A 16,613-nucleotide genomic window follows, 5' to 3' on the forward strand; every position below is an offset into this window, starting at 1 on the left:
CTTCCTACTTCTCACTCCCCGGGAGCGACAGCGGCATCGTGACGCCCGTCGTCCAGAGGGTCTGCCACAGGTTGCGCACGCCGAGTCCGATCCGTGCCTGACCGGCGGACGGCAGGGTGTCGTTCTCTTCCGCGACTTCCAGCCGTGCGACGACCACCGCCGGGACCGACACCCCCGCGGCCGTCACCGGGAGCAGCGCATCGAGCGGGACCTTCGTCGGTGTCGGGCGCCGGGGTCGAGCGATCGCCGTGCCGACCTGATCGTTCGCGAGGATGCCGCTGCTCATCAGGACGACGTGCGCGCCCGCCGGCACCTCGACGTCGACGTTCTGCGCGGCTTGCACGAGGACCACATGGTCGTCGCGTACGACGAAGCCGAGCGTGGCCGTCACTGGAACAGGGATGAGGACGCCAGCCGTCACGACGCTCGCGACCAGCAGGGCGCTCACCGAGATCACGCGGAGCCGCGAGACGCCCGATCGGAGGACACGGAGCAACGCCCTGGCGAGGAGGGAGACCGCCGCCAGGACGACCACGGACTCCAGCGCGACCACCAGCACTCCGAGGATCGGCCCGCCCCCGGCGAGCGCCCGAACCGCACGGGCGACCGCGAACAGCACCAGCACCGCGGGTGCGACGAGACTGGCGAGTCCGAACGGGATGCTCCACCACCTCTCCAGACGCAGGTTCGACCGACGCGCGCCGAACAGGACACGGGCCAGGAGATCCGTGCCGTCGCGCATCGCGCGGACGCGGAGGTTCGGTTCGTCCACGGCGCTCATGAGCGCGATGTACCCGTCGAAGCGCACGAACGGGATCAGGTTGAGGAGGACCACGCCGACGCAGGAGACGGCGACGAGCAGCAGCGCCTCGTGGACCGCGGGTTGCGGGAGCATGACGGCGACGAGGAGCGCGACCGCGGCCGCGACGGCGTGCACCGCCGGACCCGCGAGCGCGACCGCGACGCGCTGCCTCCGGTCGCGCAGACGCCAGCCGTCCGTCACATCGACGAAGAAGGCGGGCGTGAGGTAGAAGAGCATGAAGCCCGCCCTGCGCGCCGTCCCGCCGAACCTCGTGAGCATGAGTCCGTGGGCGCACTCGTGGAGCAGCGTCAGGAGAGACAGCACGACGACGACGACCACAAGGCCGGGGAGAGCGATCGGCCGGGTGAGGACGTTCCGCAGTTCCGCCGCCTGAGCGATCGCGGCGAAGACTCCCCGCCCAGGAGCACGGCGACCGCCCAGAGGAGCACGCGGGGTGGGACCGGGACGAGCAGGCGGTTCATGCCGCGGAACAGGCCCGGAGCACGGAGGGTCGCGACCTGGAGGGTGAAGGGTGGTCGATAGCTCAGCCGACCGGGTGGGAGTTTCGCCTCAGCCCCGAGGAACCCCGCGGCGCTGAGGCGTCGGATCAGGTCCCCGAAGCTCTCCTCCGACTCCGACGCGGCGAAACGGGCGTGCAGATCACGGAGCGCGGTGTCGCCGTCCATCGCCGTCAACATCTCGACCATCGCGCCGGATACTCTCGCCGAGGGCACGCCGTGGAGCGTCGCGATCCACCCCTCTCCCTGCGCAGCCTCCTCGAAGACGACACCGGGGGCGAGGCGCGGGCGCGCGTCGGCCGTGAGGGGTGGCGCCTCGGCGGACGCCCGACGGCGAGCGAACCCGATCCCCGGCACGGTCACCCCTCCCCTTCCGCGGACCCCGCCCACGACGTCGTGAGCAGGAGGATGTCCACGCCGTGCGGGGTCCGGACCGGCGACACCTCCGGGTGGGCGAAGCCCGCATCCACGAGCTCGCGCGTGAGACGTTCGTGATCGAGCAGTCGCAGACGGCTGGTGAACACCGTCACCTCACCCCCGGGCACCACGTCGGAGACGCGCACCCAGTTGACCAGTCGCGCCGCACCGCCCTCCTCGATCTGCTGCGAGAAGAGATAGGTGTCGTCTCCGGCGGGCCCGGGCACCACGACCTCCTGGTCTGCCGACGTCAGGAGGCTCTGTGCAGAGGCGCCTCCTGCGACGGTGAAGGCGAACACTCCTCCGGCCGCGAGGTGACGTCGTACGTTCGCGTACAGCAGCGACCTCCCGGCACGGTCGAGCAGCGTGATGGATGTCGCACCGATGACGATGAGCCCGAATCGCTGCGGCAGCGAGAAGTCGCGCATGTCCGCGACGACGCACTGCACTCTGTCGTCGTCTGGCAGAGCGCGACGAAGGTGGGAGAGCATGTCGTCGGAGAGGTCGACGGCGGTCACATCCTTGCCGGACCTCACCAGCGGAATGGTCACCCTCCCGCTGCCAGCGGCGAGATCGAGGATCGGTCCCGCCGCGTCGCGTGCGAGCGCCAGGATCTCTCGGATCTCTGCGCGGTCGGGACCGACCAGCCGGTCATAGAAGTCGGTGCCCGCACCGGCGTACAGGTCCTGTGCTCGGGGAGATGCCCCCTCCCTTCCCAGGCGCGCCGCTACGGTTCGGGTTATCGAATCGGGAACTCGCATTTCGCCTCTCTGTGTGGAACGGGGTGCGGGCGCATGGGGCACCCGCACCCCTTCTCTCAGGTCGCGATCGCGGCCGCACCGCCGATGATGGCGATGATGTAACTGACGTGCTGCCACCATTCGAGGGGCGCGTCGATCTGTTCGAGCTCCTGGAACTCGAGCGTCATCGTCTGCACTGTGAACCTCCTCGGTCACTTCTCCGGTCTCGCTCCTACGTCAGGGCGAGGATTCCGATGATCACGCCCACGGCAAAGCCCCGGATGTAGTCGTCGGTGTCGTTCAGCGCTTCCATGGCCTCGAGTTCGGTGAACTCGAGCGTCGACATCTCGGCGTGCATGTGTACCTCCTTCCCTCTATCGATTCCCGCCGGGCGACGGCGTCACGTGGCGGCGGCGGCACCGATGCCGATGAGTACCAGCGCACCGATCACGCCTTGATAGAAGCTCTCCCAGCTGAGGGCTTCCATCTCGTCGAGTTCTTGGAAGCGGATCCGCTTCTCACCCTTCGTGTTCATTCGTTTCACCTCCTCGCAGATTCATCGAAGGCCGGCGATCGCCACCGACCGGTCGTGGGCTCCAGTCGGAGTCGCGAAGCAGATCGCCGAAATCGTCCGCCACGAGACCAGGGAGCATGGGGTGACGGTCTCCCCACGCCCTCTCCATGGCCTCGGCGATGCGATCGATCTCGGATGCCGTCGGTCGCGGCGCACGCGGGATCCCCCAGCGTTCGATGAGGGTCGCGATGCCCGACGGCGGGTCGAGGGGTGCCGCCATCCCGCACGCGACGCTCCGCCAGAAGAGTTCGAGGCTGTCCCGGTCGCCCCACCGCACGTCTCCCGCGCAGATCCGACGCCAGACCGCAGCGATGACGGTCGCCGTGGCGACCATCTTCCGCACCTCCAGGTGAGACGCCACCTCGTTCGCCGCGTACCAATGTCTGGCGCTGTACGGATCAGGTCCTCGCAACGCGGCAGTGCGCTGGGTGGCTGCGCTCAGGCGCGCGAGGCGCAGTCTTCCCGCCGCGGAACTCGTGTCGCGGGTGGCCGACTCCAGCAGCGCCCTCCCCAGGGCGACGGCATCCGTGTGCTGCCTGATGCTCCTCCGCGGACTCGTCGATGCGCCGGCCAGACGGAGGAAGGCCTCCATGACCCCCTCGCCGACCGCGAGGGGTGCGAGCGTGGCCAGGGCGCACGGATCGAGAACGGCGTGGCGCGGCGTGAGCGCGCGTCCGACGATGAGACGGTGACCGTGTTCGTTCTTCAGGATGCCCACGCTGTTCGTCTCCGACGAGGTGCCGAGCGTCGTCGGCACCGCGACGATGTCCACGGGCGGCGGAGCATCGGGGACGAACGTCAATGCGGCGCTCGATGCGTGTCCGAGGGTGTAGTCCAGCAGGCGTCCCCTGGCGGCCGCGAGCGCGGCGATCTTGCCGGCGTCGAGCACGCTGCCTCCTCCCACAGCCACGATCACGGCGGGCGGCCGGTGGGCGATCTCCCGTGCGATCGCGACCACGGTCGTCGCATCGACCGATGACGCGTCCACTCTCGACTCGCGTCGCATGTGCGACGAGAGACGCCAGAGGGAGGGCCGCGTCCGCGACCACGAGCGTCTCGCGACCCGCAGTCAACCTCTTCGTCATACGACGCGCGACACCGGCGCCGTGCCACAGCGTCGGCACTCGTCCCCCGAACGCCGTGCTCATACGGACGCCTCCCGCACGCGCGAGAGCCCGGCGCGCACGGCAGCCTCGGTGTCGCGCAGCTCGCTCGCCGTGAAGCCGTACGGCGGAATCAGCTCGATGGCGCTGGGACCCGGCTGCACGAGGACGCCGTTGTCTGCGATGGCCGAAACGACGCGAAGCACCTGGGTTCCGGAGAGCGGGCTTTCATCGGCATTGCGCAGTCCGAGCCCCACGAAACAGCCGCGTCCTGTCACCTCCGTGACCATGCCGTCCGCGGTCAACGACATGGCCAGGTCCCGCAGCTCGGTCGCGAGCGCGCGAGTGGTCGCCGTCACGTCGATGCGGTGCAATTCGTCGATCACCGCGAGGATGGCCGCCGCGCATGCCGGTGTCCCCGCTTGGGTCTCGCCGTGCACGAACGTCCATCCGCCGCGCACGAACGCAGACGCGATGCGGGGTCCCACGAGGAGCGCCGCCGCCCCCATCACACCGTTCGTGAGCGCTTTCGAGAGGATAAGGACATCGGGTGCGGCCTCCCATCCGTCGGTGGCGAACATGGTCCCGGTCCGTCCGAAGCCCGTCGCGACCTCGTCGGCCACCACCAGGAATCCGTGCTGCTCCCGCAACGTGAGGAGACGGCGGATGAAGGTGTCGGACAACGCGTACGCCCCGCTTCCGAGGACAGGCTCGACGACGACCGCCGCGACCCTGGATCCTTCGCGCGTCAGCAGCGTCTCGAGCTCGTCTCCGTCGTCGGTGTGAGTCACGTGCCGCATGGATCGGCGGTCGACGGAGTACGCGGACTGGAGGAGGTCGTCGCCGCTCAACGCATGACTGCCGTACATGGTCCCGTGGTAACTGCCTCGGAGTCCGACGACGATCGTGCGGGATCCGGCGCCCTGGTGCGCCCAGTACTGTCGTGCCAGTTTCATCGCGGCGTCGTTGGCGGCTCCGCCCGAGGTGGAGAAGATGATGCGGCTGTACCGACGCGGGTTCGCGAGCTCGATGAGTGCCTCGGCGGCAGCCTCTGCATATCGATGCGGTGCACGGAACAGCGACAGGTACGACGCGTCGTGCGTCGCCTTGCACACGGCCTCGGCGACGGCCGGATTGCCGAAGCCCAGCGGCACGTTCCACAGCCCGCTCGTGGCGCAGAGCCGCGTGGACCCGTCGGCGAACTCGATGCGGTGTCCGGCGGCACCCACGGCGATCCGGTCGGGCGAGAAGGTCGAGTCGGCGGGGAGCATCGACGTCCAGAGTGTGTGCGGAGCGCTCACTGCTCGACCCCGTCCGCCCGATACGAAGCGCCTGTTCGTCGGCCGAGGTGGACGTCGAGCGCGGTGAGGGCCTCACGGCAGAGGTTGCGCGCCTCAGACGCCGACACGCCGAGCTGTCGCGCCGTCCGCTCTGCTGCGACCTCCAGAGTGCTCGATGTCTGAGTGGCGGCGACCACCATGGCTGTCGGTCGTGACAGCAAGCGGCGGCGCAGGGTCGTCGTGTCTGCGAGCACGAACACGTCTGCGGTCTCGATGAGGAACGGATCCGCGGTGAGTGGTTCGGCGTCTGCGAGGTGATCTTCGAAGAACGCCCCGCCGAAGCCGGAGATCGTGGCGGCCCCGTTCGCCAGGCGGAGCATCTTCATGAGGTCCGTCGCGAGCAGGTACCGTCCGACCCACTCGCGCGCCGCCAGATCGGAGGCGAGCACATCGGCGGGCACGGCACCCGCCAGTGAGGCGGAGCGGGCTACGGGGTGGCGAGCAGGGTGGGAAGGTCATCGACCCTGCCGACGACCTCGCCGCCGATGCCGAGGCCGATGGCGCCGTCCCGATGCACCCTGATGGCGCTGGGCGTCACGAGTTCCGTCGGGTTCGTGAGGGCGCTGCGATCCGCGAGGAGCACCCGCGGATCGAGCAGCGCCGAGGGGAAGACTCCCGTGCGACGAGCGAGGTCCGCGTCGGCGAGAAAGGCCTGCCAGCCGGTCTCGTCGACCATGCTCACCGCCGTGGGACCGACGATCTGGACGAAAGCCGCCGCGACGTAGTCCTGCAGCTCGACGCCGCGATCACCGATGAACAGCTCGTCCCCGGCGTCGCTCAGGATCCCGCTGTAGCGGATCGCGGCACCCTGCCCGTCATACGCGCCGCACTCCACCGGCAGGAGCACCGCGTCGTCGGGACCGGCCACGCCCTCGACATTCTCCGTCGCGGCTCCGGGCTCGAGGAGGAACACCCGCGCGTAGTCGCGCCTCTCTCCCGTGATCCACTCGCGGAGCGCCCGCGCACCCTGTCGTTCAGTCTCGACCGCACGCCCGTCTGAGCGCATCAGGCAGCGTCCCGCCGGCGCTGGACGAGGTCGAGTCCCGCCGCCGCGAAGCCGTCCCGCACATCGTGCACCATCTGAGCGACGCTGCCCACCCCTGTGTCGAGCTCGGATGCGAGCAGTGCCGATGCCGCGGACTCGTCGGCCGTCGCGATGAGACATTCGGCCGCGCGAGCCGTGCCGGAATCGAGGGGAAGCGTCTGCCGCTCACGGGGTCGGCCAGTAAGTACTCCCCGTGTCGGCGGCGAGGAGGAAGGGTGCCTCGGGAGACAGGACGGAGGGGAGGCCGCACCGTGGTCGAGCGCCCGCACCAGGTGCCCGCCGAACCCCGAGACGATCGGTCGCCGCGGCGCATCGTCCCACCGTCGCAGCAGTTCGAGGAGCGCGGCGTACCGTCCGATCCACGGCCGGTCGTCGAGGTCTGCCGCGAGCATGGCCGGATCGACGATCCGTGCGAACGCCCGGCCGGGCCCGGCGCCGACGGCTGCGGACGCCTCGATGTCTGCCCGCTCATCGCCGACCCGGCCGAGCGGGAACCCGTCCACCCCGTCCCGGTACTCGCCGGCGGCGGACACATGGACCCGCACCAGCGCATCCCGTGCGGGGTCGGCGCCGACGAACAGCGCCCGCGCGTCCAGGAGCACGTGACGGTCGAGTAGCTGATCGACGAAGATCCCGCATTCCCTCGCGGTGTCGGCATCGCTGAGGAATGCAGCGACGCCCTCCGCGCTGCGCTGCCGGATCACGGTCGGACCGCCGATCGACAGGAACGGGGTCGCGACGTAATCCTGGAGTTCGACCGCGAGACGGCCGTCGACGGCGATCATGTCGCCCGGACGCCGGAACCCTCCGAGATATCCGACCATCCTCGGGTCCTCCTGCTGCGCCGTGTGGGAGGGCGCGAAGATCACGTCGGCGGGTTCGGCGATCTGCAGCACCGCTTCCGCGTGCGCGACCGATTCGAGGAAGAAGGCCGTTCCGTCCAGCAGCGCGCGTCTTCCGCTGACGTACTGCTCGAATGCCGTCGTCGTGCGATGGCCTGGCCGCGACGTCGTCGTCGAACTTCCCTGCATGCGTCCCCCCGAAGGTCCCGATGCTCGCGCATCGTCCTCGTGTGAGGTTAAAACGTCTGCGTCCGACATGCAATATGTTACATCTCGCAGGCGCGAGGGTCCGGGGCGGCCGTCTCGGGGCCCTGTCACGTCACGCCCGGGCGATCGGATAGGATGGACAGGTTGTTCCTTGGTGACGTGTCCGAGCGGCCGAAGGAGCACGCTTGGAAAGCGTGTGTTGTGCAAGCAACCGCGGGTTCGAATCCCGCCGTCACCGCCAGAAAGTCGAGAAGGGCCTCCGCATCAGCGGAGGCCCTTCTCGTTTGTCGGCCGTCCCGCCGTCAGTCGTCGAAGCGCACGCCGTAGATCTGCCCGCCCGGCTCGGCGGGGAGACGCGTCATGCCGAGGCGCTCATAGAACGCGGCGGCTCCGGCGTTGTTCGGGTCGATGCCCAGGTGCAGGCCGCGCACACCCCGCCGGGTCAGCTCGGCGAACAGCGTGTCCATGAGAGCGCGCCCGAGTCCCTGGCCCTGGGTCTCGGGGAGCAGGTCGATGTGCAGGTGGGCGGGATAGTCCGCAGCGTTCGGCTCGATGCCGGGCGCGCGCCCGTAGCCGTAGTCCACCATGCGGTCCTCGCGTGTGACGAGGTCGCCGGGTCGGGGGTAGCGCTCCTGCCGCGTCGGCCACCATTCGTCGCGGAACCATGTGTAGAACGCATCCGTGTCGTCGGTCGCGACGATGTAGCCGATCGTGCGGTCGTCGTCGCTCTCGACCACCCAGGCGAGGTCGGGATGCCGTTCGGCGTATGGCACGGCGAACAGGTCGCCCCAGAGTTCGTCATCGGAGAGGATGCCGGTCGCGTCTCCCCCGGCGTCGGCCGTCTTCACGCAGATCTCGTACAACGCGGCGCGGTCGGCGGGGCGATAGGGACGGATGCGCGACACGACGAACTCCTCTGGCTGGACGGGTCCGATCAGCCTATCGGCGCTTCGACCTCGGACTTCGTGCGCTGCACCCAGGGCAGCAGCCAGGCCGCGAGCACCAGGACGACGCCGGCGCCGACGAGGGCACCCCGACGGTGTCGCTCGCCCAGTGCACCGACAGGAACGTGCGCGAGAGCGCCATCGCCAGCACCCACACCGCCCCCGCGATCGCCATCCACACGCGGGGGAAGAGCACCCACAGCACGAGCGCGATCGTGGCGGCGTTCGCCGTGTGCCCCGACGGGAACGAGCCGTAGTCGCTCACGACCAGCATGTCGTCCGGTCGGGCGCGGCCGAAGATCGTCTTGAGCAACTGCACGGCTCCCGCACTCGCAGCGAAGCACACGGCGGCGAACACCGCACCCCGCCACCGCCGGGCGAGCACGAGCACGAGGATCGTGAGCAGCGGCACGCCGAGGATCGCGACCCAGCCGCCGCCGACCCAGTTCAGCGCGAGAGCGAAGTCGAGCATCCACTCGGCCCGCGCACCGGCGATGGTCTCGTTCCACCAGTGGTCGAACCCGGGCGTCTCCGGGTAGGCGAACACCACCACGGCGCCGAGAGCCGTCGCGAGCGCGAGGAGGCCCACCCCCCACCACAGCAGCGCGCGCCTGTTCATCGTCCCATTCTGTCGGATGACCCCTGAACGGTCAGGGAGTGAGCATGCCCACCGTGCGGGGGCGCACGACCAGCCACAGCGAGAGGATGCCGATCGCCGCGCAGCCGACCATGACCGACGCCATGGTCGTGGCCGTGATCCCTGCGCCGTGGGAGAGCCAGCCGACGACGGGCGAGATGAGTCCTGCGACGCCGAAGTTCGTGGCGCCGATGATCGATGCCGCGGTACCAGCGGCCTTGCCGTGTCGATCGAGGGCGAGCACCTGCACGTTCGGGAACGTGAAACCGCATGCGGTCATGAAGACGAACAGGGGCACGACCGTTCCCCAGAGCCCGAGCCCGAGCTGATCGGTGACGATGATCGCCACGGCGGCGAGCAGCAGCACGGCGGTCGAATAGGCCATGACCCATTGCGGACCGAATCGGGCGGCGAGTCGGGACGCGGTCTGCACCCCGACCACGACGCCGAGCGAGTTCACGGCGAACAGCAGACCGTACTGCTGGGCATCGAGTCCGTGCGTCTCCTGGAACAGGAAGGGCGAGGCGGAGAGGTACGAGAACAGACCCGAGAAGGTCATGCCGCCGATCACGAGCACGCCGAGGAACACCCGGTCGGTGAGCACGGAGCGGTACCGCTGGAGCATGGTCGCCCCACCGCGGTCCTGTCGGCGCGCCACGGGCAGCGTCTCCGGGACGAACAGGATCGTGCTCAGCAGCATCACGATGCCGTAGGCCGCGAGCACACCGAAGATGCCGCGCCACGGCATGAGTGTCAGCAGCCAGGATCCGATGAGCGGTGCGATCACCGGCGCGACACCGGAGACCAGAGCGAGCCGGGAGAGCATGACGACCAGACGCCGACCTCCGAACAGGTCGCGCACGATGGCCATGGCCACCACGCCACCGGCGGCCGCGCCGACGCCCATCAGCACCCGCGCCGCGCTGAGCAGACCGAGGTCAGGAGCGAATGCCGCGCCCACGCTCGCGAGGACGTGCAGGGCCGTCACCACGATCAGCGGCACCCGACGGCCGACCTTGTCGCTCAGCGGACCGACCACGAGCTGACCGAGGGCGAAGCCGATCATCGTGCCGGTCAGGGTCAGCTGGATGGCCGCCGCCGTGGTCTGGAAGTCTTCCTCGAGCACGGGGAAAGCCGGAAGGTACAGGTCGATCGTGAACGGACCGAGCGCCGTCAGCGCGCCCAGCAGGATGATGTAGAGCGTCCGGCGGCCCAGGGAGATCGCGTCTCCGGGGTGCAGCATGATCGGCGCGGTGGCCGGGTTCGCGCCCAGAGTGCGGATCGCGCCGGTAGGCGTCGAGGTGCGGATGCTGCCGGTCGCGGTGCGCTCGACCGGCGGGATCGCGGTTGCGTCGACGGAGGGCTCCGACGGTACGGCAGGGGTGGAGTCAGTGCGGGGAGCGTCGGACACGACGTCCTTCCAGAGGTCGGGGATCCACGGCTCGAATCGATTCGCCGCGGGGAAGACCCCATGCTACCGCCGTCTCACCCTCTCCCCCGGTCCACGGAGGCGATCCTCAGCGCGCGATGCGGTCCAGCCCCTGCTCGAGGTCGGCGATCAGGTCGCCGATGTCCTCGATGCCGACGGAGAGCCGCACCACGTTCTCCGGCACCGCGAGTTCGGTGCCGCGCACCGAGGCATGGGTCATGTCCGGCGGGTAGCCGATGAGCGACTCGACGCCGCCCAGCGACTCGGCCAGCTGGAAGAGGGTCGTGCTCTCCGCGAAGGCGCGTGCGGCATCGGCGCCCGCGGCCAGTCCGAGCGAGAGCATCCCGCCGAATCCGCTCATCTGCTTCGCGGCGATCTCGTGGCCGGGATGCGAGGCGAGGCCGGGGAAGAACACCTGCGCGAACTCGGGGCGAGCCGCCGCCCACTCGGCGATCGCCTGCGCGTTCTCGGAGTGCTGGCGCATCCGCAGCGCCAGCGTCTTGATGCCGCGGGTGGTGAGCCAGGCGTCGAGGGGCGCCGACACGGCGCCGACCGCGAACTGCTGGAACTTCACCTGATCGAAGAACCGGTCGTCGCGGAACACGACGGCGCCGCCGAGCACGTCGGAGTGCCCGCCGAGGTACTTCGTGGTCGAGTGCACGACCAGGTCGGCGCCGAGCGCGAGCGGTTGCTGGAGTGCGGGTGACGCGAAGGTGTTGTCCACCACCACGAGCGCACCGGATTCGTGCGCGATCTCGACCGTCAGCGCGATGTCGACGACCTTCAGCAGCGGATTGCTCGGCGTCTCGAGCCACACGATCTTCGTCTCCGGCCGGATCGCCGCGCGCAGCACGTCGACGTCGGAGAGCTCGACCGTCGTGGTCTCGATGCCCCAAGGCGCCAGCACCTTGGTGAGCAGCCGATAGGTGCCGCCGTACACGTCATTGCCGAGCAGCACGTGATCGCCGGGCTTCAGGATGCCGCGCAGCAGCGCGTCTTCGGCGGCGAGGCCCGATGCGAACGACAGGGCGCTCGCTCCACCTTCCAGAGCCGCGAGCTGCGTCTCGAGCGCGGAGCGCGTGGGGTTGCCCGCACGGTTGTACTCGTAGCCCTCGCGGAAACCGCCGATGCCGTCCTGCACATGCGTGGACGACTGGTAGATCGGCGGGATGATCGCGCCCGTGGTCGGGTCGGCGGCTTGTCCCGCATGGATGGCACGAGTGGCGAAGGCGTGGTCGGACATGAGTCTCAGCCTACGTCTGCGACCACCACGGCGACCGCCCCTGTTACGCCCGGCGTCGAGCGCGGCACCCGCACCGCCGCCGATGTCAGCGCGACAGGTACGCCAGCAGATCCTGTCGGGTGAGCACGGTGTGCGGCTTGCCGTCTTCCGTGACCAGCAGCGCATCGGCATCGGCGAGCGCGGCCCTGGCCTGGCCGACGGTGGCGTGGATGCCGATGAGCGGAAGCCGCTCGCCGACGTGCGATCCGACCGCGTCCGTGGCACTCGCCTCTCCGCGGAACAACAGATCGAGCAGCCCCTTCTCGTCGACCGTTCCGACGACCTCGCCCATCATGACGGGCGGCTCCGCACTGAGCACGACCAGTTGCGAGACGTCGTACTCGGTCATCATGCCGATCGCCTCCAGCACGGTGTCTGTGGGATGGGCGTGCACCAGATCCGGCATGCCGGCTTCCCGCCGAGGAGCGCGAGCGGCGAGCACGTCGGCGACGGTCTCCCCTTCTTCCACGTCGCTGAAGCCGTACGAGCGCATCCATCCGTCGTTGAAGATCTTGCCGAGGTAGCCGCGTCCGCCGTCCGGCAGGAGAACCACCATCACGGCGTCGGCCGGCAGCCCACGTGCCACGCGCAGCGCCGACGACGGCCATGCCACTCGATCCGCCGACGAGGATGCCCTCCTCACGGGCCAACCGGCGCGTCATCGCGAACGACTCGGCGTCGCCCACCGCCACGATCTCGTGCGGCACGGTCGGATCGTAGGCGCCGGGCCAGATGTCCTCCCCCACGCCCTCGACGAGATACGGGCGTCCCGTGCCGCCGCTGTAGACGCTGCCTTCGGGGTCGACGCCGACGATGCGCACCCGTCCGTCCGACACCTCGCGGAGGAACCGCCCCGTCCCGGTGATCGTGCCGCCGGTGCCGACTCCGGCCACGAAATGCGTGATCTGTCCGTCGGTGTCACGCCAGATCTCCGGACCCGTGGTCTCGTAGTGGCTGCGCGGACCGTTCGGGTTCTCGTACTGATTCGGCTTGAACGCACCGGGGATCTCCCGCGCGAGACGGTCGCTCACGCTGTAGTACGACTCCGGGCTCTCGGGGGCGACCGAGGTCGGCGTCACGACGACATCCGCGCCGTAGGCCCGCAGCACATCGATCTTGTCCTCGCCGACCTTGTCAGGGAGCACGAACACGCACTTGTAGCCGCGCTGCTGCGCCACCAGCGCCAGCCCGACGCCCGTGTTGCCGCTGGTGGGTTCGACGATCGTGCCGCCGGGCTTCAGATCTCCCGCGGCCTCTGCGGCGTCGATGATCCGTGCCGCGATCCGATCCTTCGACGAGCCGCCGGGGTTCAGGTACTCGAGCTTCACGAGCACGGTGCACGCGATGCCCTCTGTGACGTGACGGAGTTTCACGAGGGGCGTGTCGCCGACGAGATCGACGATGGAGTCTGCGTACTTCATGACTTCAGGGTAGACGCGCGGATGCCGCGACCGGGGCTGTGTTGCGCCAGCCGCGAACACGAGCGTGAAAAGTGAAATGTTACCGTGATCGGGTGGCGGGAATCACACCGAGCGCAAGCTCGCGAAGGAGTGCGTCCCCATGTTCTCGAATCATCATCCGTTCTGGATACGAGCAGCGGCCGTCGGAGCGGTCGGGCTCGTGCTCGCCGCCGGGTCGACCACGGCATCTGCCGCGGCACCGGACCCGGGACCGGCCAGACGCATCGCCGCAGCCCCGCACGACGGCCGAGGAGAACCCCTGATCGTGGCTCATCGGGCCGGAACGGCCGACTATCCGGAGAACACCGTCGAAGGCATCCGAGGTTCTCTGCGCGACGGTGCCGACGCCATCTGGGTCACCGTGCAGCTCTCCCGAGACGGCGTGCCGGTGCTGTACCGGCCCATCGACCTGGCGGCGAACACGAACGGGTCGGGAACCGTCTCCGAGAAGACCGCCGCCGAGCTGACCACGCTCAATGCAGGCTGGAACTTCCATCCTCGCGGGTCGGAGGAGACCCCCTACCGCGATGCCCCTGCGCTTCTCCCGACGCTCCGACAGGCACTGGACGACATCCCCGCAGACCGTCTCGTCTTCCTCGACCTCAAGCAGGCCGACCCGGCCCCGCTCGCCGACGCGGTCGTCGCCGTCCTGCGGAGCGTCGGCCGCACGGAGAACACCGTCATCTCCTCCACGGATGCCACGGCGACGGGACGAGCTCGCCTGGCCGGCGACGTCCAGGTCGCCGAAGACCGCGACACGACACGGGAACGCCTTCTCGACATCGCACTGGCCCACGAATGCCCGTCGCCACCGGCTCCGGGCACCTGGTTGGCGTTCGAGGACCGTCGAAAGGTCACCGTCAGCGAGACCTTCACCTTGGGCACCGCGAGCAGCGATGTCGAGATCACCCCGTGGGATCGCGAGGCCGTTCGCTGTGTCGACCCGGCGAACCGCGTGAACACGATGGCGATCGGGGTGGCGGATGAGGCACGATATCGAGAACTCGCACGCCTCCACGTGGATGCCGTGCTCGTGGACTCCCCCCGAGATGCGGTGGCGTGGAAGAGGAAGCACACCCGCTGACACCGACGACGCCGCGACGACCATCTCGAGTCGTCGCGGCGTCGTCGTCGAGGATCCCGACTCGCTATCCCTTCGTCGATCCGGCCAGCAGACCGCGGACGAAGTAGCGCTGGAGCGCGAAGAACACGATCAGCGGCACGATGATCGACACGAAGGCGCCTGCCGTGAGCAGGTACCAGCCTTCGCCACGGCCGGTGATCTCGGCGAGCACCTTCGTGATCGGCGACGCGGCTCCGTCGGCGAACACCAGCGCCACGAGCAGGTCGTTCCACACCCAGAGGAACTGGAAGATCGCGACGGACGCGATCGCGGGCATCGTCAACGGCAGCACCACACGGAAGAAGATCTGCCCGCGCGAGGCGCCGTCGACGCGCGCGGCCTCGATGATCTCGCCGGGGATCTCCGACATGAAGTTGTGCAGCAGGTAGATGGCCAGCGGCAGGGCGAACATCGTGTGCGCGATCCACACCTGCGCGTAGCCACCGGCGACATCCAGCCCCAGCGTCACCTGCACGCCGAACAGGTTGATACCCCGCGAGAACGACGACAACAGCGGGACCAGGGCCATCTGGATCGGCACGATCTGCAGTGCGAACACGAAGATGAACAGGGCGTTGCGCCCCTTGAATTCGATCCATGAGAACGCATAGGCGGCCATCGCGGCGATCATCAGCGGGATGAGCGTCGCGGGGATCGTGATGACGATCGAGTTGAAGAACGACTCCAGGATCGTCAGCTGCGTGGTGCCGGACTGCAGCACGGCCGCATAGTTGTCCAGCGTCAGCTGCGGGTTGGTGAAGACCGTCCACCAACCCGTCGTCTCGATCGCATCCCTCTCGCGGAACGACGAGATGAAGAGCCCGAGCGTGGGGATGGTCCACACGACCGCGATCACGATCGAGGCGACCGACGCCCACGGCCGGCTGAGACGCTTGCGCGCGCGGCCTGCTGAGGCCTCGAACCGGCCGGCGGTGGTGATCGACCGAGTGCTGGCTGCGGTGTCTGAGTTCACGGTGTCAGTCATCGGATCTCCCGCTGCTTCTTGATCTGGCGTGCGTTGTAGATGACGATCGGCAGCACCAGGATGAACAGGATGACGGAGAGCGCGGCACTGCGCCCCGCCTCGAACTTCGAGAACTGCGTGTACATCTCGTTCGCCAGCACCGAGGTGCCGTAGTTTCCGCCGGTCATCGTGCGGACGATGTCGAAGACCTTCAGCGAGGCGATGGAGATGGTGGTGAGGACGACGATGAGCGCCGGACGGATCGCCGGGATCGTCACCGACTTGAAACGCTCCCAGGCATTCGCGCCGTCGAGCTCTGCGGCTTCGAGAAGCTCGGCGGGCACACCCTTGATCGACGCGGAGAGCACGACCATCGCGAATCCGGTCTGCACCCAGATCAGCACGACGATGAGGGCGAGGTTGTTCCAGGGACCGTTCAGCAGGAACTGCTGAGGTTCGCCGCCGAACCAGACCAGGATCTGGTTGAGCAGACCGATCTGCTCGAACTCCGGGCCGCGGTACGCGTACACGAATCGCCAGATGATGCTCGCGCCGACGAACGAGATCGCCATCGGCATGAACACCAGCAGCTTGTAGATCTTCTCGCCGCGGGTCCGGTCGATGAAGACGGCGTAGGCGAGGCCGATGATCGTCGAGAGCGTCGGCACGAGCAGCACCCACACGATCGTGTTGATCACGGCCGTGACGCCGTCGGACTGGGTGAAGATCCAGAGATAGTTGGAGAAGCCGACGAAGTCGCTGCCGGTCGAGTTCCAGAACGACGCGTACACGGTCTGGATCGACGGGAGGATCAGTCCGGCGAGCAGCAGCAGCATCGCGGGAGCCATGAAGGCGACGAGCTGGATCAGGTATCCCGCGCCTTGACGGGATCGGTAGTCGAGGAAGAAGAACAGTGCTCCGACGGCGACCGCCACTCCCATCGCCCAGTAGTAGGAGTTGAAGAACCACATCACCGCGAGCGGGATGAGCAGGCACATCGCGAGGCGGATGCCGGTGTAGAGAGCACCGCTGCGCGGTGCGATATCGACGAGCAGCAGGATCACCACGACGACCACCGCGAACGCGATGACCACGGCGAGGGCCTGGAGGATCGGCGGGAGTGTCCCGATCCATTGGAAGAACACAGTCGCGTTCATGGATTCCCCTTCAGGAGACGGAGCTGATC

18 protein-coding genes, 1 tRNA gene and 1 pseudogene are annotated in these 16,613 nt (G+C 68.7%); 2 read left to right on the forward strand and 18 right to left on the reverse strand.

Translation table 11 applies throughout. From position 1 onward, the window contains the following. Window positions 1–4: 4 nt before the first annotated feature. The 11 genes from G4G29_RS15235 to mpaB (G4G29_RS15265) all read right to left on the reverse strand — a co-directional run bounded on the left by G4G29_RS15235 (window position 5) and on the right by mpaB (G4G29_RS15265) (window position 7,570). Complete coding sequence (locus G4G29_RS15235; RefSeq protein ID WP_183150704.1) at window positions 5–1,126, reverse strand: site-2 protease family protein; 1,122 nt, start codon at window positions 1,124–1,126, stop codon at window positions 5–7. Then, window positions 1,111–1,683: a hypothetical protein gene (locus tag G4G29_RS15240; RefSeq protein WP_183150705.1), complete on the reverse strand. Its 573-nt coding sequence runs from the start codon at window positions 1,681–1,683 to the stop codon at window positions 1,111–1,113. Before G4G29_RS15240 ends, G4G29_RS15235 begins: the two co-directional genes overlap by 16 nt. Continuing rightward, window positions 1,680–2,498 carry a daptide-type RiPP biosynthesis methyltransferase gene (gene mpaM / locus G4G29_RS15245; protein WP_183150706.1) on the reverse strand — a complete coding sequence of 273 codons (819 nt, stop codon included), beginning with the start codon at window positions 2,496–2,498 and terminating at the stop codon, window positions 1,680–1,682. Before mpaM ends, G4G29_RS15240 begins: the two co-directional genes overlap by 4 nt. A 56-nt stretch (window positions 2,499–2,554) precedes the next feature. Further along, entirely contained in the window at window positions 2,555–2,665 is a 111-nt protein-coding gene (gene mpaA3, locus G4G29_RS24150; RefSeq protein ID WP_309491588.1) for an MpaA3 family daptide-type RiPP, read from the reverse strand. 44 nt (window positions 2,666–2,709) lie between these two features. Continuing rightward, complete coding sequence (mpaA2, locus tag G4G29_RS23540; RefSeq protein WP_258566874.1) at window positions 2,710–2,835, reverse strand: MpaA2 family daptide-type RiPP; 126 nt, start codon at window positions 2,833–2,835, stop codon at window positions 2,710–2,712. Window positions 2,836–2,877: 42 nt separating this feature from the next. Continuing rightward, a complete protein-coding gene (gene mpaA1, locus G4G29_RS23545) occupies window positions 2,878–3,012 on the reverse strand; it encodes an MpaA1 family daptide-type RiPP (RefSeq protein ID WP_258566875.1) in 135 nt (44 codons plus the stop codon). Next, window positions 2,996–4,039: a daptide-type RiPP biosynthesis dehydogenase gene (mpaC, locus tag G4G29_RS15250; protein WP_183150707.1), complete on the reverse strand. Its 1,044-nt coding sequence runs from the start codon at window positions 4,037–4,039 to the stop codon at window positions 2,996–2,998. The genes mpaA1 and mpaC overlap by 17 nt, the downstream gene beginning before the upstream one ends. Before the next feature lie 156 nt (window positions 4,040–4,195). Further along, window positions 4,196–5,455, reverse strand: coding sequence for a daptide-type RiPP biosynthesis aminotransferase (gene mpaD / locus G4G29_RS15255; protein WP_183150708.1), 1,260 nt, complete (start codon window positions 5,453–5,455; stop codon window positions 4,196–4,198). After that, window positions 5,452–5,895 (reverse strand): hypothetical protein, encoded by a 444-nt coding sequence (locus G4G29_RS22495; protein WP_244632072.1) that lies wholly within the window; start codon window positions 5,893–5,895, stop codon window positions 5,452–5,454. Before G4G29_RS22495 ends, mpaD begins: the two co-directional genes overlap by 4 nt. 26 nt (window positions 5,896–5,921) lie before the next feature. Continuing rightward, complete coding sequence (mpaB, locus tag G4G29_RS22500; RefSeq protein WP_244632073.1) at window positions 5,922–6,500, reverse strand: daptide biosynthesis RiPP recognition protein; 579 nt, start codon at window positions 6,498–6,500, stop codon at window positions 5,922–5,924. Then, a complete protein-coding gene (mpaB, locus tag G4G29_RS15265) occupies window positions 6,500–7,570 on the reverse strand; it encodes a daptide biosynthesis RiPP recognition protein (RefSeq protein ID WP_244632074.1) in 1,071 nt (356 codons plus the stop codon). Before mpaB (G4G29_RS15265) ends, mpaB (G4G29_RS22500) begins: the two co-directional genes overlap by 1 nt. A gap of 171 nt (window positions 7,571–7,741) precedes the next feature. Here mpaB (G4G29_RS15265) and G4G29_RS15270 point away from each other — a divergent pair. Continuing rightward, window positions 7,742–7,829 (forward strand) — tRNA-Ser (locus tag G4G29_RS15270). A 61-nt stretch (window positions 7,830–7,890) separates the two neighbouring features. Here the strand turns inward: G4G29_RS15270 and G4G29_RS15275 are convergent. The 5 genes and pseudogenes from G4G29_RS15275 to G4G29_RS15295 form a co-directional block, all read right to left on the reverse strand. After that, window positions 7,891–8,493, reverse strand: coding sequence for a GNAT family N-acetyltransferase (locus G4G29_RS15275; RefSeq protein ID WP_183150709.1), 603 nt, complete (start codon window positions 8,491–8,493; stop codon window positions 7,891–7,893). 34 nt (window positions 8,494–8,527) lie between these two features. Then, window positions 8,528–9,151 carry a phosphatase PAP2 family protein gene (locus tag G4G29_RS15280; RefSeq protein ID WP_244632075.1) on the reverse strand — a complete coding sequence of 208 codons (624 nt, stop codon included), beginning with the start codon at window positions 9,149–9,151 and terminating at the stop codon, window positions 8,528–8,530. Window positions 9,152–9,182: 31 nt separating this feature from the next. Beyond that, the gene (locus tag G4G29_RS15285) at window positions 9,183–10,580 is read right to left on the reverse strand and encodes a multidrug effflux MFS transporter (RefSeq protein ID WP_183150710.1); all 1,398 of its coding nucleotides are present in this window, start codon (window positions 10,578–10,580) and stop codon (window positions 9,183–9,185) included. Window positions 10,581–10,686: 106 nt separating this feature from the next. Further along, window positions 10,687–11,841 (reverse strand): cystathionine gamma-synthase, encoded by a 1,155-nt coding sequence (locus G4G29_RS15290; RefSeq protein WP_183150711.1) that lies wholly within the window; start codon window positions 11,839–11,841, stop codon window positions 10,687–10,689. A gap of 85 nt (window positions 11,842–11,926) precedes the next feature. Continuing rightward, a pseudogene (locus G4G29_RS15295) lies at window positions 11,927–13,301 on the reverse strand (cystathionine beta-synthase). Between the two features lie 139 nt (window positions 13,302–13,440). Between G4G29_RS15295 and G4G29_RS15300 the strand changes: the two are divergent. Next, window positions 13,441–14,424 (forward strand): glycerophosphodiester phosphodiesterase family protein, encoded by a 984-nt coding sequence (locus G4G29_RS15300; RefSeq protein ID WP_183150712.1) that lies wholly within the window; start codon window positions 13,441–13,443, stop codon window positions 14,422–14,424. 64 nt (window positions 14,425–14,488) lie between these two features. Here the strand turns inward: G4G29_RS15300 and G4G29_RS15305 are convergent, their stop codons facing one another. Both G4G29_RS15305 and G4G29_RS15310 read right to left on the reverse strand, forming a co-directional pair. Then, window positions 14,489–15,448: a carbohydrate ABC transporter permease gene (locus G4G29_RS15305; protein WP_183150713.1), complete on the reverse strand. Its 960-nt coding sequence runs from the start codon at window positions 15,446–15,448 to the stop codon at window positions 14,489–14,491. After that, the gene (locus G4G29_RS15310; protein ID WP_202045291.1) at window positions 15,445–16,584 is read right to left on the reverse strand and encodes a sugar ABC transporter permease; all 1,140 of its coding nucleotides are present in this window, start codon (window positions 16,582–16,584) and stop codon (window positions 15,445–15,447) included. The genes G4G29_RS15305 and G4G29_RS15310 overlap by 4 nt, the downstream gene beginning before the upstream one ends. Between the last annotated feature and the right edge of the window lie 29 nt (window positions 16,585–16,613).

This window comes from Microbacterium sp. Se63.02b, assembly GCF_014171575.1.
In the GTDB taxonomy this organism is placed as follows: domain Bacteria; phylum Actinomycetota; class Actinomycetes; order Actinomycetales; family Microbacteriaceae; genus Microbacterium.

Coding starts and splice junctions, on each gene's coding strand:
- G4G29_RS15310 (WP_202045291.1), bottom strand. CDS start 16,584: ATGAACGCGACTGTGTTCTTCCAATGGATCGGGACACTCCCGCCGATC.
- G4G29_RS15300 (WP_183150712.1), top strand. CDS start 13,441: ATGTTCTCGAATCATCATCCGTTCTGGATACGAGCAGCGGCCGTCGGA.
- mpaA1 (WP_258566875.1), bottom strand. CDS start 3,012: ATGAACACGAAGGGTGAGAAGCGGATCCGCTTCCAAGAACTCGACGAG.
- mpaB (WP_244632073.1), bottom strand. CDS start 6,500: ATGCGCTCAGACGGGCGTGCGGTCGAGACTGAACGACAGGGTGCGCGG.
- G4G29_RS15305 (WP_183150713.1), bottom strand. CDS start 15,448: ATGACTGACACCGTGAACTCAGACACCGCAGCCAGCACTCGGTCGATC.
- mpaA2 (WP_258566874.1), bottom strand. CDS start 2,835: ATGCACGCCGAGATGTCGACGCTCGAGTTCACCGAACTCGAGGCCATG.
- G4G29_RS15280 (WP_244632075.1), bottom strand. CDS start 9,151: ATGAACAGGCGCGCGCTGCTGTGGTGGGGGGTGGGCCTCCTCGCGCTC.
- mpaM (WP_183150706.1), bottom strand. CDS start 2,498: ATGCGAGTTCCCGATTCGATAACCCGAACCGTAGCGGCGCGCCTGGGA.
- G4G29_RS15290 (WP_183150711.1), bottom strand. CDS start 11,841: ATGTCCGACCACGCCTTCGCCACTCGTGCCATCCATGCGGGACAAGCC.
- mpaA3 (WP_309491588.1), bottom strand. CDS start 2,665: ATGACGCTCGAGTTCCAGGAGCTCGAACAGATCGACGCGCCCCTCGAA.
- mpaB (WP_244632074.1), bottom strand. CDS start 7,570: ATGCAGGGAAGTTCGACGACGACGTCGCGGCCAGGCCATCGCACGACG.